The following is a 14,958-nucleotide window of genomic DNA, read 5'->3' as shown; positions in this document are numbered from 1 at the left end:
TCATGTCGATCGAGCAGCTGAAGGACCAGATCCCGGACTTCGCCAAGGACGTCAGGCTCAATCTGTCGTCCATGGTCTCCGACGAGACGCTGTCGCCGCAGGCCAAATATGGCCTGCTCGTCGCCTGCGCGATTGCGACTCGCAATCCGAGCGTCGTTGCGGCCTTCGAATCGGTTGCGGCCGCGCAGCTGTCGCCCGCCGCTTTGGCGGCGGCGAAATCGGCCGCCGCGATCATGGCCATGAACAACGTCTACTACCGCTTCGTGCACCTTGCCTCGAACAAGGAGTACGCGACGATGCCGGCCCGGCTGCGGATGAACGTCATCGCCAACCCCGGCGTCGCCAAGGCCGATTTCGAGCTGTGGTCGCTCGCGGTGTCCGCCATCAACGGCTGCGGCACGTGCATCGATTCGCACGAGAAGGTCCTGCAGGATGCGGGCGTGCCCGCGGCCACGATCCAGACCGCCGTGCGCTTTGCCGCCATCATCCAGTCGGTTGCCGTTGCGATCGAAGCCGCTGGTGTGTCCGTCGCGCTGGCGGCGGAATAAGAATCGATCGGATATGTGAATGCGGCCGGCATTGTCCGGCCGCATTTGTCTTTCGCCATTTCTCGCCTGAGTTGCAGAATTTCCCGGCGCGCCTGCAACTCCTCGGTCCGCTAAGCCCCTGACCTCGCGGCAAAGTCGAGATGGCTGCGGCATCCTGATACTCCAACCGATCTTTCCGCAAAGCGCAGAACTCGCCCCCGGTCTCGCGCATTGCGCGTAGTCACCGATGCGGCGCGCCGGGAAATTTCCATCAAATAGCCTTACCTACTCACCCTTCCCGACAAGAACATTGATCAGCTTAGGGACCAAGCAACATCGATTGTGACCAGGGCGCGCGAAAACAATGGCGTGCATGTCGGAAGGAAACCGGACCTGTCGGTCTCGACGGAAGCGTTGATGCAATGTCCCCGATGTCGCATCATGTGCGCTTCGGTTGGACCGCGCGCGCCCGACGTCCTGAAGCTATCTCCCACGACCCGTTCGTCGGAGACAGGAGGCTAGTGATGAGTGCTCCAGATCAGAACGATCCGGCGAAACCAGCGCCGCCCTGGGCGAACGAAGAGCTCCGCAGATATGCGCCGCGCCGCCGCCAGACGGAGGCCGGCCCGACGGCATTCGATCCGCCCGCCGACGGCATCCCCCTGCCGCATCATCTGGTGTCCCGGCCAAGCTCCCTGCCGGCCCGGCCAGCGGCCCTTGACCTCGACGATGAGGAGGCCCACCGTGCCTGGAGCGCGAAGCTCGATCCCGTGGTGATGCCCCTGCCGCCGGAGGATCCGGACAAATCGTTGCGGCTGAGTAGCATCATCAAGATCGGTGCCGCCGTCGGCATCGCGGCCTCCATCGCCATGATGGTGGTCAACATGGTCTCCTTCGACAACAGCGCAGCGACACCGGGTGGCAAGAGCCCGATCATGCCGACCGCCGTGCTGGAAAGCCTGGCCCAGATCGATCCTGCGGAAGCCAAGGTCGCCCAGGACGACCCGCCGCAGACGGTCGCCGCGCTCGCGGCTCCCAGCGGTACAGAACTGGCGATGCGGCCATGGCCCTCGACGCCGACGTCGCCAGCGCCAGCCGCGGCAGCACCGGCGGTCTCGCCCCCCTCCGCTGCGCTCCCGATGGCCTCGCCTCGCCCGACCGTTCCGCTGCCGCGAGACGAGGTCGATGCGCTGATGAAGCGCGGACGCGACCTGCTCGCCGCGGGCGACGTCGCCAGCGCGCGCCTGATCCTGACGCGGCTTTCCGACGCCGGAATTGCGGACGCCTCCCTTCTGCTCGCGCGCACCTATGACCCGGCCGAACTGACGAAATCGCGGTTGCTCGGTGCTGTTCCCGACGCAGCCAAGGCGCGTACCTGGTATCTCAGGGCTGCGGAGCAAGGATCGCCGGAAGCCAGCCGACGCATCTCGGCTGCGCGCTAACGCATAAATCTCGAAGCGCTCGAGACGCGACCCGGACCGCTCCCTGCGAGACGGGCGGCCGCGATCTGCTGCGCCCGAGAACCAAATATCGATGGGAGGACTGATGATGCACGGCATCCATGCTGCAGTTCGCGCCGGCTTGGCCGCCAGATGGAGCCGACGTCGCAGACCACGGGATGCAAAGATCAGCCCCCCTCGAGCAGCCGCATGCCTCGCCCTGGCTCTGTCCGCTCCGCTGGCGCTGACCGGACATCAAGCGGTCGCCGCGGACAACGAGATCCGCATCGGCAACACCATGCCCTACAGCGGCCCGGCTCTCGCCTATGGCGTCATCGGCAAGACGATCGCGGCCTACTTCAACAAGATCAATGCCGAGGGCGGCATCAACGGCCGGCGCGTCAACTTCATTTCCTACGATGACGGCTATGCGCCGCAGAGGACGGTGGAGATGACGCGCAAGCTCGTCGAGGAGGACAACGTCCTGCTGATGTTTGCGAGCCTGGGCACGGCTCCCAACCTGGCGGTGCGCCCTTATCTCAACGCCAACAAAGTCCCGCAATTGTTCGTGGCATCCGGCTCCTCGCAATGGGACCAGCCGCACGACTTTCCGTGGACCATGGGCTTTCAGCCGAGCTACCAGGCCGAGGCGCACGTCTATGCCCAGTACCTGCTGGAGACCCACAGCCGCGGCAAGATCGCAATTCTCTATCAGGACGACGATTTCGGAAGGGATTACGTCAAGGGATTGAAGGACGGCCTGGGCGGCAAGCTCCCGATCGTGGCGGAAGCCGGCTACAAGGTCACCGACGCCAACGTCAATCAGCAGATCGCCACGCTGAAGGCCTCCGGCGCCGACATCTTCTTCGACGTGACCACGCCCAAATTCGCCGTGATGGCGATCCGCCGCGCGGCCGAGCTCGGCTGGCGTCCGGACCACATCATCTCGACGGTCTCGGAATCGGTGTCCGCCGTGATGCAGCCGGCCGGCCTGCAGAATGCCGAAGGCATCCTGTCCGCGGGCTATTACTACGAGGGCGAGGAGGCCGCGGCTGCAGGCGATCCATCCTACCGCGAATGGTCCGCCTTCATGGACCGCTATCTGCCGGACGTACCGAGGAGCAATGGTCTTGCGACCTTCGGCTACCTCGCGGCAAACGCGATGGTCGCAGTGCTGCGGAGTTGCGGCGACGACCTGTCGCGCGACAATATCATGAAGCAGGCGGCATCCCTGAAAAGCCTCAAATTGCCGATGCTGACGCCCGGCATCACCGTCAACACCAGCCCCCATGATCACGCGCCGCTGGAGCAGATGCAGATGATGCAGTTCACCGGCGGCAAGTGGCAGCGCTTCGGTCCGGTCCGGAGCGGTATCGATCCCGGCAGCGTCAGCGATTCCTTCAAGACCATCTTCCGTTACGGCACGGCGAAGCGCGATCTGGCCAACCAGCTGAATGCCAATACCGTCACGCTGATGACCGGCTCGTTCGGCAGCACCTACGCCAATATGGGCGCGGACCTCGCATCCGCGCTCGACAAGGGGACGGAGTTGCGCATCCTTCCCGTGATCGGCCGCGGCTCGGTGCAATCGGTCGCCGACATCCTGCTGCTGCGCGGCGTCGACGCCGGCATCATCCGCAAGGACACCTTGGCCTTTCTCGAGCGCAAGGACTTCGCCAACAACATCCGCGAACAACTGGTCTATGTCACCAAGCTGTTCAACGAGGAGATGCACGTGCTGGCGCCGAGATCGATCGCCAGCCTGAGCGAGCTCGACGGCAAGACCATCGCCGTCGACCTGCCCGACGGCGGCACCTTCGTCACCTCGATCAACGTGTTCGAGCGCCTCGGGATCAGGCCACATCTGCTCTATATCGAGCCGCGGCTGGCGCTGGACATGCTGCGCAGGGGCGACATAGACGCCATCATCACGGTCGAGGGCAAGCCGGTGCAATGGCTGAGTCAGGTCAGCGATCCCAATCTGCATCTGGTGCCCGTCGACTACGACAAGGCTCTGCACGACGACTATCTGCCGGCGCAATTGTCCGCCGAGGACTATCCGAACCTCGTCGGCGCCTCGGCGCCGGTGAACACGATCGCGGCCGAGGCCGTGCTGGCGTCGTTCAACTGGCCGGCCGGCAGCGACCGTCACCGCCGGCTGTCTCTGCTGGTCGAAGCCTTCTTCAGCAACATGCAGACGCTGCAACGGCCGCCATACCACCCGAAATGGCAGGAGGTGGCGCCGCTGGCGCCGATCGCCGGCTGGACACGGTTCAAGACGGCACAGGACTGGCTCGATCGCAATACGCCGCCTCCCCAGATGCTGGGGGCGAACGCACAGGCCAACGATCTGCAGGCTAGCGGCGTATCGGCCGATCCCCGGCTGTTCCGTGAATTCATGGAATGGCGAGCCAACCGCCAGAAGCGCGCCGCTCCGCGGCACCCACAGTAGCCGGGTCGTGCGGTCAAGCCGTGGCCGTGGCCGAGGCAGGGCTGATCCGCACCTGCACGTCGCAGGGACGCGCGAGGTAGGGCGCCGAGGTGACCAGCACGTCTGCCCCCGCCGCAGCATAGGCAGCGGCGTTCTGCGCATTCACGCCACCCGCGGCCGCAATGATCGGCCGCCGCGGCAGCGCCGCGCTGATGGCGATACGCTCCGTCAGCGCAGCGATGTCGGCAGGCGAAAATTTCTCGGCCTGGATGACGTCGAAGCCGGCCACGGCGGCGGCGACGGCCTGCTCGACCGTGGTGACCTCGATCACGAGCCGCTTCTCCGGCGCGCTCCGCCGCAACCGCTCGGCGACATCGGCAAGCGGCGCATCGCCGAGAAACGCCCGGTGTTCCGGAAACACCAGCACCGACTCCGACAGGCCGAGCCGATGCATCACCGCGCCACCCGCCTTCACCGCGGCAACGGCGAACGGCTTGGTTCCGGGGACGTTCTTGCGCGTGCAGGCGACCACAATGCCAGGCCTGATCGCGCGCGCCGCGCCGACGATCGCAGCCGCCCCGGTGGCGACGCCTGACCAGATCTCGATGAGCGTCTGCGCCACCTTCCAGCTCCGCAACAGGCCGGCCGCCGTGCCCTCTGCACGGAGGATCGGAGCCCCCTCCTCCAGTACCATTCCGCTGCCGGCGAACAATTCGACATGGCAGCCCGTGAGCTCGATCAAGGCCGCCGCGTCCTCGGCCAGGGCCAATACCATGCGGCCGCGCGCAGCGAAGTGCATCAGGCCCGGCTCGGCGCCGATCCCGAGCGTCTCCGTCGTCAGGTCGCCATAGGGGACATCGTCGCGGAGCAGCGCTTCCAGATCATGGTGCGTAGCGGTGGTCGGCGCGCGCGACATCTGCTCTTTCTCCACAGGCTGCATCCTCTATATAAACCCTGGTCGCCGCCCGCCCCCGATCGCCAGGCCCCGCATGATCCCGCACGATCTTCCTGCTTCCGCCGAGCCCAATCAGCCCCGTCTCGCCGCCATTCTCTACGGACCGGGCGACGACGCCGATGCCTTGCTGGACGCCTTTGCCCAGGAGCTGCTGCAACGGGGCGTCCGCGTCGGCGGCATCGTTCAGCGCAATACGAGAGACGAAGTCGGCAAGAAAAGCGGAATGGACGTGATCGATCTCGCCAATGGCGACACGATCTCGATCTGTCAGGACCTCGGCACCGGATCGACAGCCTGCAAGCTCGACACCGCAGGCCTTGCCGAAGCCGGCATGGCCGTTCACCGCGCCATCGCGGCCCATGCCGACCTCATCGTGATCAACAAGTTCTCCAAGCAGGAGGCTTCCGGAAGCGGGTTGCGCGGCGAGCTGGCCGACGCAATCACGTCGGGGATTCCGGTGCTGACGGCCGTGCCGCAGAAATGCATCGACGACTGGCGGACCTTTGCGGGCGATTTCGGCACGCTGCTCCAGCCGTCGCTTTCCGCGATGGAAACCTGGTGGCTCGACCTGCGCGCGCGACAGGCGTCGCGCGGCTGATCGGCGCAGCAATTCGGCGCCACGCTTCTATTTGCCGATCATCACATCCGACGACTTGATGACGGCGGAGACGCTGTCGCCGACGGCAAGCGCGAGTTCGTCCACCGCCTCGTTGGTGATCGCCGAGAAGACTGTCAGTCCCGGGGCGAGCTCCACCTTGACGTGGGCGGTGGTCGTTCCCTTTTCAACCGAGATGATTCGTCCCGGTAAGACATTTCGTGCGCTCAGCTTCACGTGCTGTTCCTCATCCGTTGCAGCCTCGTTGCTGCTGCTCAATGTAAACAGAACGCGTGCCAGAACTCAATGACCTATATCAAACACAATACAGGATTGATGATCCGGCGCTGCGTTTGCGGCACCCCGTCGACGGCATGATCCGACGGCGTCAGCCGAACTTGAACAGCACGCCGTAGCCGCCGCGCGGATAGCTCCACTCGATGTCGCCGCTGGCCTCGCCGATGACCCGGCAGGTGCCGCATTCGATGCAGCCGTCGACCGTGATCTCGACCTGGCCCTTGTCGTTGAGTTCGTAGCAGCGTGCCGGGCAGGCCTTGAGAAGCGCCTTCAACTGCGGCGTCGGCGTGGTATGCGGACGGACCTTGATATGGGCCCGGCCGGGATCGACCTGATAGCGATTATAGAACAGCTTGTCTTCGACCCTGACTGCGACGTCCGTGCTCATGTCTGATCTCCCTCGCCTGAGCTGTTTCGTTCATTCACCAATCATCGCCACGCCCGAGCAAACCTGAAGGCGTCACCGAACAGGCCGGTCCATGACCTTGCATTCACGAAGGAGCGCACGGTGCTGCTTTCCTTCTCCTTCTTCGGCGTGCCGTCGACGCGCACGAAGTTCTGCATCGCCTTGGAGACGAGCTGCGGATAGGTCAGGAAGAAGTTCTGCGACTGGTTGTGCAGCAGCGCCGGCATGTCCTTGTATTTCTTCAGGTCCTTGATGACGAAGGAGTCCTCCAGCATCTTCTTGTAGAGCGCGAGGTTCTCCTTGGTCATCGGATCGCGGCGCGACTTCACCTGGAAGATCGCCTCGGCGGCGATGCGGCCGGAGGTCATCGCGAGATTGGATCCCTCGCGGTGGACGGCATTGTTGAGCTGGGCGGCATCGCCGACCACCACCCAGCCATCGCCGCAGAGCTGCGGGATCGCGTTGTAGCCGCCCTCGGGAATCAGGTGCGCCGAGTACTCCTTGACTTCCGACCCCTCGATCAGCGGCGCCACCGACGGATGCTGCTTGAACCGCTCGAGCAGGCCGTATGGCGTCTCGCCGGTCTTCTGGAAGTCGGAGACGAGGCAGCCGATGCCGAGCGAAATGCACTCCTTGTTGGAATAGATGAAGCCCATGCCGGTCATGCCGCGGGAAATCGTGCCGACGGCCTCGATGACGGCCCCTTCGTCGCCCTTCAGGTTGAAGCGCGCCTCGATCGTTTCGCGCGGCAGGAAGTGCATCTCCTTGACCGCGAGAGCGACGTTCTCCGGCTTCGGCCGCTCGCGCAGGCCGGCGCGGGTTCCGAGCAGGCCGTTGACGCCCTCGGCCAGCACGACGACGTCGGCATGGATCTCACCATCGCGCCGATCGGTTCTGACGCCGATCACCTTGCCATAGGCATCCTGCGCGAGCTCGGTCACGGTGGTCTCGCACAGCACGGTGGCGCCAGCCTCCTTGACCTTGGACGAGAACCATTTGTCGAACTGGGCGCGGATGATCGTGTAACGGTTCGGCTTTTCCTCGTTGAAGTCGTCCGACTTGTAGTGCAGGCCGACATGCGACTTGTCGTCGAGCATCCAGAAGCGCTGCTCGACCAGATGGCGTTCCAGCGGCGCTTCCTCGCGGAAGTCCGGAATCAGCTTCTCCAGCATGTCGGCGTAGAGGATCGCGCCCTGCACGTTCTTGGAGCCGGAATACTCGCCGCGCTCGAGCTGCAGCACCTTCATGCCGCGCTTGGCCATGGTCAGCGCAGCCGCATTACCGGCCATGCCGGCACCCACGACGATCGCGTCGAAACGTTCCTCGATCATTGCCCTGCTCCCTCTCTGGTGCCTAGCTTGCGATGCGATCGCGCGAATGCGGCGACAGACGCGCGCGGAATGCCTCCGTCAGCGCGGGCAGCAGCCGGATCGCATCGGTGACGATGCCGACATGCGCGAAGTCGAAGATCGGCGCGTTCTTGTCGGTGTTGATGGCAACGATCAGGTCGGCGCCCTCGACACCGACCCGATGCTGGATCGCGCCGGAGATGCCCGCGGCGATGTAGAGCTTGGGCCGAATGGTCTTGCCGGTCTGGCCGATCTGGCGATCCGAGGTCACCCAGCCCTTCTGCACCAGCGGCCGCGAGCAGCCGAAGTCGGCGCCGAGCACCGCGGCGAGCCCCTTGACGAGCTGGAAGTTCTCCGGCGAGCCAAGCCCGAGCCCGCCCGCCACGACGATGTCGGCATAGGCGAGATTGGACTTGGCGGAATCGCGATCCGGAATGAAGGACAGCACCTTGGTGACGATGTCCTCCTCGACGAGACCGAGCTTGTGCTCGATGATGCGACTGGCGGGTTTCTCGACGCGGTCCGGCATCGGCATCACGCGCGGGCGGACGGTGGCCATCTGCGGCCGATAGTTCAGCGTGTAGATCGTGCAGAGCAGCGAGCCGCCGAAGGTCGGACGCGTCGCGGCCAGCGAGCCGTCGGCATCGACGTCGAGCTCGGTGCAGTCGGCGGTCAGACCCGTGAGCAGCGTTGTCGCGACGGAGCCGGCGAGGTCGCGGCCGAGCGTGGTGGCGCCGAGCAGCAGGATCTCCGGCTTGAAGGTGTTGACGACGTCGGTCAGCGCCTTGGTGTAGGCTTCGTTGCGATAGTCGGTGAGAACGCCGTCCGCGACGATGTAGGCGAGATCGGCGCCATAGCAGAACGACTCCGCGGCAGCATGCTGCACGGCTTCTCCGGGAGGACCGATCACGACGGCCGCGAGATCGACCTTCAGCTTGTCGGCGAGCTTGCGTCCGGCGCCCATCAGCTCCCAGGATACCGGGTGGACCTGGCCGCGCTCCTGCTCGATGAACACCCAGACGTGCTTGTAGGCCTTGAAATGCTCGGGCAGCTCCTTCTTGGTCGCGGCGCGACCGGCTGCGGCGGGCGGTGCTTTGGTGGGTTCGCTCATGATCGTCGTCCCTTGGTCCGTCAAAAGCCGTCTGGATCAGAAGCCGTGCGCTGACGTCGTCAGGTCGGCTTCGAGCTTCGGCTGCCGCTTGAACAATTCCTCGATCAGGGCGTCGGCCGGCGCGCGACTCGAGAAGTCGACCATGGTTGCCTTCTCCGCCCGGGCCGACGGCGCGAAGACCCGCTTCACGATGGTCGGCGAGCCCTTCAAGCCGCACTTCGAGATGTCCTCGACGCCGGCGTCCTTGGCGCTCCAGGTGACGATCTGAGCGCGCGCCGCACGGAGCGCATCGGCCATGGCGCCGCGGCGGATCTCGTTGGTCGCCTCCAGCATCGTCACCAGGCACGGCAGCTTGGTCTTCAGCACTTGAACGCCCCCCTCGGAGCGGCGCTCGGCTTCGATGGTGCGCGCGACAGGATCGACCTCGCGGATCTTCGCCACGTAGGTCAGCTGCAGCAGGCCCAGCCGCTTGGCGATGCCCGGGCCGACCTGGGCGGTGTCGCCGTCGATCGTCTGCTTGCCGGTGAACACGATGTCGGGCGCGCCAAAGGTCTCGCTGACCTTGCGAATGGCTGTCGCCAGCGCATAGGTGGTTGCCAGCGTATCGGCGCCAGCGAAGAAGCGATCGGTCAGCAGCACGGCGCGGTCGGCGCCGTAGGTCAGCGCCCGGCGCAGCGAGTCCTCGGCGGACGGCGGTCCCATGGTCAGCACCGTCACTTCGCCGCCGAACTTGTCGCGCAGTTGCAGCGCCGCCTCGAGCGCAAACAGGTCGTAAGGGTTGATGATGGTCGGCACACCCTGGCGCATGATGGTGTTGGTCACCGGATGAACGCGGATCTGCGCGGAGTCCGGAACCTGCTTGATGCAGACGACGATATGCATGCGATCACTCCGGGTGTGTAGTCCTGCGATCAGGACAGCAATTGTCGTACCAGTTTCGGCCGCGATGATTATTGGCACGGATTCAACACCTTGGCGCATGAACCCGATCTGCTTCTGAAAACTCGCCGACGAGGTCCGACACGTCGCAAGCAACACGCGTCGGGAATGCGACAGGAACTTGAAAGCGCACGGCTCGCTTGAACGCAGAAGCGCCGCCAGTCGTGCTGGCGGCGCTGGTGGGAGCGATCGTCAGTTCATGCGCTACTTGAGCGTCGTCAGCGACACGAACGGCTTTGGAGCCGGCTTCGGCGGCGCCACCGCCTCCTTGAGCACCTTGAACACCCGCTGATCGAGCGGCGTCGAGACGAGGAAGTCCTGATAGGCCTGCTCCAGGAACGATTTGCAGCGGGCTGCGACGTCCTCACTGGAAACGCCGGAGAAGTCCTCGCTGACGAGGTACTGCCCCATCCGGCGGAGGATATGCAGCCGGCAGACGTTGAGCACCTTGGGATCGTAGTCGACACCGAGCAGCTTGAAGAACTCCTCGGCCGCGGAGGTCTTCTTCAGTTCGTCCAGAACGTTCGGCGTTGCCGCAGTCATTGCTTTGCTCCTTGACTCGAAATCGGATCAACCTCGCAGAGAGAGGTCGGCGCCGGAGGCGGCGGTCCCTGACGCATCCTCTGCCTGGTGTGAGCGAGCTGCGCCTCGAGGAATTCGATCCGGTCCAGCATCACGGAAAGGGCTTCACCGACCGGATCAGGCATCAAATGATGGTCCAGATCGATCCGTCCGACGGTCCGCCGATGGGTGAACTCAGGCCGCACCACCTTGGCGGGGATCCCGACCACCGTGACGTCGGGCGGCGTGCTCTGGATGACGACGGAGTTGGCACCGACGCGGGTCCGCGGACCGATGGTGATCGGTCCGAGAATCTTGGCGCCGGCGCCGACGACGACACCGCTGTCCAGCGTCGGATGCCGCTTGCCTGGCGACCACGACGTACCTCCCAGGGTGACGCCGTGATACAACGTGACATCGTCGCCGACCTCCGCGGTCTCGCCGATCACGACGCAGGCGCCATGATCGATGAAGAAGCGGCGGCCGATTTCGGCGCCCGGATGAATGTCGACATTCGACAGGAAACGTCCGAGCCACGACAACAAGCGCGCCGGAAAACGCCAGCCGCGGATCCACAGCCGATGCGCCAGGCGGTGCCAGATCAGCGCGTGAATGCCGGGATAGGTCAGCAGTGTCTCGATTTCGCTGCGCGCCGCCGGATCGCGCGAGCGGACACACGCAATGTCCTCGCGGATCAGGCGAAGCAGCGAAGGCCGGCTCGCCTCGACGACGATCGGCTCTGCAATGGGGGTATCGACGATGTCGCTCATGATCAGGCAAAGCTCGCCAGCGGGTGATCGCAGACTTCGCGCCAGATGGCCGCAACGGCCTCCTTCGGCACCGGCCCCTTGTGAGCGACGGCATGCCTGCGCACCCGCGCCAGGATGCGCTGGGCCTGGTCGGCGCTCGCCGGCAGCCGCAAATCCGACAGCAACGAGGTGATCGCCGACAGCCCGGAATGCTTCCCGATCACGATCCGATTGGAGCGGCCGAACAGTACCGGATCGAGCGCCTGGTAGGTGCGCTGATCCTTCAGCAGGCCGTCGACGTGAATGCCGGATTCATGGGTGAAGACGTGCTCGCCAACGATGGCCTTGTTGAGTGGAATGGCGCGTGCCGCGGCGGCCGCCACGACATTGGCGACGTGATCGAGCTCGGCCAGCACGATGCCGGTCTCGCGCCGGTAGAGCTGCCGCAGCGCGACCGCGACCTCTTCCAGCGGGGCATTGCCGGCACGCTCGCCGAGGCCGATCACGGTGACCGACGCATGGGTCGCGCCCGCCTTGACCGCCGCCAGCGTGTTGGCGGTGGCAAGACCGAGATCGTCATGGCCGTGAAACTCGATCTCCAGGTCCGTGGTCGCACGCAAGGCGCCGACCAGGGCTGACGTCGCGTCGGGATCGAGCACGCTCAGTGTATCGGCGACGCGGAAGCGTCGGGCACCGAGCGACTTCGCGGTCGCGATCACCTCGGCGAGAAAGCCGACATCGGCGCGCGACGAATCCTCACCGCCGACGGCAACGGCCAGTCCGCGGCTTCGCGCATAGCCGACCACGCGCTTGAGCAGCTCCAGCGCGGCGCTGCGGCTGCCGCCGAGCTTGGCGGCGATCTGCACGTCGGATGTCGGGATGGAGACATTCACCATCGAGACGCCGGCCGCGATCGCCGCATCGACATCCGCCTCGCGCATCCGGCACCAGCCGATGATGGTCGCGGGCAGACCGGCCTCGACGATCGCCCTGATCGCCGCGATCTCGTCGGCCCCCATCGCCGGCGTGCCGGCCTCGATCTCGGGAACGCCGGCACGGGCGAGCGCACGAGCGATCGCGACCTTCTCGCCGAGGGCGAAGGCGACGCCCGGCGCCTGTTCGCCGTCGCGGAGCGTGGTATCGTTGAGGATGACCCGGGGCATCGGGCTCCCCGAGGCTGTGCCCCCGTGGGCAGAGCCGGCATCTCGGGCATTCCTAGACCCGCGCTGTCCGGAGACGTCTGGCATTCACTCGCTCCGTCGCAACCTGTGTGCGGCCGCCAGAAGCACGACGCTCCGTTGCGGCCTGCCATTCACTCAGCAACGGCCATGCCACCGCCGGACACCACGCCAACCAATTGAATATCTGATTGTTTTTCCAACGCCCCGAATTGTCGGATTCGTAACAGCGTCGGACATCGAACGTCGAACGTCGACGCAGAGAGACATGCCCGCGCAGCGCCTGGACCGCGTGGCGACCTGCGCTGCCGTCAGGCGTGACGCCTGCGGCGCAGATGAATGACGATGTCGATCCGCTCCATGCCATAACCCGGCAGCGGCTCGGGCATCTGCTCGAACGCGACCTGTCCGGGCACATCGACGAGCGCGCCTTCGTCCTCGTAGAAGAAGTGCGGGTGCACGGTCGTATTGGTGTCGAAGAACGATTTCGAGCCGTCCACGCCAATTTGGCGCAGCAGGCCCAGCTCCACGAACTGGTTGAGCGTGTTGTAGATGGTGGCCTGCGAGATCTTCATGCCCGAAGCAACGGCTGCGGCATAGAGCGCGTCGGCGGTGATGTGGCGGTCACCGCCGCCGAACAGAATCCGGCTCAGTTGCTGACGCTGCTGGGTGGGGCGCAACCCGGCCCGGCGCAGCGCGTCCTCGCATCGACGCATCAGGATCTCGCCAGCTTCGCAGGTCTCCGCCTGAGGACAACGTCCGCCGTCGGAGTTGCACGGGGATCCAAGCTGGCTGTCCATCAACATCATCACGGTCCTCGAACTCACATCGCGGCGCCCGCCGCCTCCTGCAGCGCCACCTCGCGCCGCCGTTCGGCCATCCGGCTCTCGCCGCTCTCCTCGCCGAAGCAGAGCTGGAAGTCGTTGCACTGGGTACAGACCGGCGTCGTGCACATCACGAAGCCATCATCCTCGCACAGCATGCGGTAGAAGAAGCGCTTCCAGCGCATGTTGCTGGTGTTGCGGCTCGCCAACGGCGCGAAGTGGCGCATCAGCAGGCGCGACAATTCGGAGCGCTCGCGCAGGCCCAGGTCTTCCCAGAGATGGTTGGGCTCCATCGCGCGACGCGCCACCATGGCCGCGAGCCAGCGGCCTACCTCGCCGTCCGTGGAGCGCTGCGCGGCGAGCAGATCGCGCACCATCGTGATTTCGTCCTCGTCCGGCGCGGCCACGGCCCCGGTGATCGGCAGCCATGAGGAGTCGATCGAGGCTGCCGGAAACAACTGCGCCAGCAGTGCGATCAGTTCGACGGTCGAAAGCCCCGCGCGCTCCGCCAGCGCGCCATGCTCCATCGCTGAAACGGCGAGAACGGATGCGATGACGTGACGATCGAAACCGATGTCACTGTCGATCAGCGCCTCGTCGGGATCGACGCCGGTCAGCAGGCGGTAAATCTGGCGGCCGTGATGCCGCGCGTTCTCTTCGCAGGAGCCGTTGCGCGGCGACGGTTGCAGGCCGGCAGCGACGGACTCCGAGACGCCCACGATTGCGATGGTCATAGCTTGATCCCCTGCCGCGCGCCGACGGGACATGCGATGAGGTACCGGCCTTCCGACGGGAGGAAGGCCGGTACCAAGACTGCTTAAGCCGTTGCGGCGAGTTCGGCGGCAGTCTTTCCGATCTGGGTTTCGTCGACGGCCTTCATGATGCCGTGCTCCATCAGCATGTCCTCGAGCTCGTCCATCGTGATCGGGGTCGGGATGATGCCCTTGCCGCCGTTGTTGTGGATCTTCTGCGCCAGCGAGCGGTAGTGCCCGGCCTGGACCGAATCCGGCGCATATTCCAGCACGGTCATGCGGCGCAGCTCGGCGTGCTGCACGATGTTGTCGCGCGGCACGAAGTAGATCAGCTGGGTGCCGAGCTTCTTGGCGAGAGCCTCCGCCAGCTCCAGCTCCTTGTCGGTCTGACGCTCGTTGCAGACCAGGCCGCCCAGGCGCACGCCGCCGGAATTCGCATATTTCAGAATGCCCTTGGAGATGTTGTTGGCGGCATACATCGCCATCATCTCGCCGGACATCACGATGTAGATTTCCTGCGCCTTGTTCTCGCGGATCGGCATCGCGAAGCCGCCGCACACGACGTCGCCGAGCACGTCGTAGGACACGTAGTCGATGTCCTCGTAGGCGCCGTTCTCCTCCAGGAAGTTGATCGAGGTGATGACGCCGCGGCCGGCGCAGCCGACGCCCGGCTCCGGACCGCCGGACTCGACGCAGCGGATGTCGCGATAGCCGACCTTCATGACCTCCTCGATCTCGAGGTCCTCGACGCTGCCCGCGGCAGCGGCCAGGCTCAGGATCGTGTCCTGCGCCTTGGCGTGCAGGATCAGGCGGGTCGAATCCGCCTTGGGGTCGCAGCCGACGAT

The 14,958-nt window shown here is 65.3% G+C and carries 16 protein-coding genes; 4 read left to right on the top strand and 12 right to left on the bottom strand.

Annotated elements, in window-relative coordinates; genetic code table 11:
- Positions 1-2 precede the first annotated feature (2 nt).
- The 3 genes from ACQR1E_RS10320 (at position 3) to ACQR1E_RS10310 (ending at position 4,418) form a co-directional block, all read left to right on the top strand.
- Complete coding sequence (locus ACQR1E_RS10320; RefSeq protein ID WP_434872285.1) at positions 3-548, top strand: carboxymuconolactone decarboxylase family protein; 546 nt, start codon at positions 3-5, stop codon at positions 546-548.
- 503 nt (positions 549-1,051) lie between these two features.
- Positions 1,052-1,969, top strand: coding sequence for a sel1 repeat family protein (locus tag ACQR1E_RS10315; protein WP_315752869.1), 918 nt, complete (start codon positions 1,052-1,054; stop codon positions 1,967-1,969).
- A gap of 103 nt (positions 1,970-2,072) precedes the next feature.
- Complete coding sequence (locus ACQR1E_RS10310) at positions 2,073-4,418, top strand: ABC transporter substrate-binding protein (RefSeq protein ID WP_316174144.1); 2,346 nt, start codon at positions 2,073-2,075, stop codon at positions 4,416-4,418.
- Between the two features lie 13 nt (positions 4,419-4,431).
- Here the strand turns inward: ACQR1E_RS10310 and modD are convergent, their stop codons facing one another.
- The gene (modD, locus tag ACQR1E_RS10305) at positions 4,432-5,313 is read right to left on the bottom strand and encodes a ModD protein (protein ID WP_434872286.1); all 882 of its coding nucleotides are present in this window, start codon (positions 5,311-5,313) and stop codon (positions 4,432-4,434) included.
- Between the two features lie 73 nt (positions 5,314-5,386).
- On the opposite strand from modD, the gene ACQR1E_RS10300 reads away from it, so the two are divergent.
- Positions 5,387-5,950 (top strand): DUF2478 domain-containing protein, encoded by a 564-nt coding sequence (locus tag ACQR1E_RS10300; RefSeq protein ID WP_315768941.1) that lies wholly within the window; start codon positions 5,387-5,389, stop codon positions 5,948-5,950.
- Positions 5,951-5,977: 27 nt separating this feature from the next.
- Here ACQR1E_RS10300 and ACQR1E_RS10295 read toward each other — a convergent pair whose 3' ends face one another.
- The 11 genes from ACQR1E_RS10295 to nifH all read right to left on the bottom strand — a co-directional run.
- A complete protein-coding gene (locus ACQR1E_RS10295) occupies positions 5,978-6,184 on the bottom strand; it encodes a TOBE domain-containing protein (protein WP_315713067.1) in 207 nt (68 codons plus the stop codon).
- Positions 6,185-6,335: 151 nt separating this feature from the next.
- On the bottom strand, positions 6,336-6,632 hold the full coding sequence (locus ACQR1E_RS10290; RefSeq protein WP_172112536.1) for a ferredoxin family protein: 297 nt from the start codon (positions 6,630-6,632) through the stop codon (positions 6,336-6,338).
- 41 nt (positions 6,633-6,673) lie between these two features.
- Complete coding sequence (locus tag ACQR1E_RS10285) at positions 6,674-7,981, bottom strand: FAD-dependent monooxygenase (protein ID WP_315768820.1); 1,308 nt, start codon at positions 7,979-7,981, stop codon at positions 6,674-6,676.
- 22 nt (positions 7,982-8,003) lie between these two features.
- Positions 8,004-9,110, bottom strand: a complete 1,107-nt coding sequence (locus ACQR1E_RS10280) for an electron transfer flavoprotein subunit alpha/FixB family protein (protein WP_315713073.1) — start codon at positions 9,108-9,110, stop codon at positions 8,004-8,006.
- 36 nt (positions 9,111-9,146) lie between these two features.
- Complete coding sequence (locus tag ACQR1E_RS10275) at positions 9,147-9,992, bottom strand: electron transfer flavoprotein subunit beta/FixA family protein (RefSeq protein WP_316187002.1); 846 nt, start codon at positions 9,990-9,992, stop codon at positions 9,147-9,149.
- A 261-nt stretch (positions 9,993-10,253) separates the two neighbouring features.
- On the bottom strand, positions 10,254-10,592 hold the full coding sequence (nifW, locus tag ACQR1E_RS10270; RefSeq protein WP_315713078.1) for a nitrogenase stabilizing/protective protein NifW: 339 nt from the start codon (positions 10,590-10,592) through the stop codon (positions 10,254-10,256).
- Positions 10,589-11,380: a serine O-acetyltransferase gene (gene cysE / locus ACQR1E_RS10265; protein ID WP_315825159.1), complete on the bottom strand. Its 792-nt coding sequence runs from the start codon at positions 11,378-11,380 to the stop codon at positions 10,589-10,591. The genes nifW and cysE overlap by 4 nt, the downstream gene beginning before the upstream one ends.
- A 2-nt stretch (positions 11,381-11,382) precedes the next feature.
- The gene (gene nifV / locus ACQR1E_RS10260) at positions 11,383-12,522 is read right to left on the bottom strand and encodes a homocitrate synthase (RefSeq protein WP_315825160.1); all 1,140 of its coding nucleotides are present in this window, start codon (positions 12,520-12,522) and stop codon (positions 11,383-11,385) included.
- A 326-nt stretch (positions 12,523-12,848) separates the two neighbouring features.
- Complete coding sequence (gene irrA / locus ACQR1E_RS10255) at positions 12,849-13,343, bottom strand: iron response transcriptional regulator IrrA (protein WP_315713082.1); 495 nt, start codon at positions 13,341-13,343, stop codon at positions 12,849-12,851.
- A 17-nt stretch (positions 13,344-13,360) separates the two neighbouring features.
- Positions 13,361-14,095, bottom strand: coding sequence for a nitrogen fixation protein NifQ (locus ACQR1E_RS10250; RefSeq protein ID WP_434844002.1), 735 nt, complete (start codon positions 14,093-14,095; stop codon positions 13,361-13,363).
- Positions 14,096-14,178: 83 nt separating this feature from the next.
- A partial coding sequence (nifH, locus tag ACQR1E_RS10245) for a nitrogenase iron protein (RefSeq protein WP_434896998.1) occupies positions 14,179-14,958 on the bottom strand: 780 nt, incomplete at its 5' end.

The organism is Bradyrhizobium sp. HKCCYLRH1030 (assembly GCF_051168395.1).
In the GTDB taxonomy this organism is placed as follows: domain Bacteria; phylum Pseudomonadota; class Alphaproteobacteria; order Rhizobiales; family Xanthobacteraceae; genus Bradyrhizobium.
The sequence above is the reverse complement of the archived record's forward strand: the minus strand, read 5'-3'. Positions and strand labels throughout refer to the sequence as shown.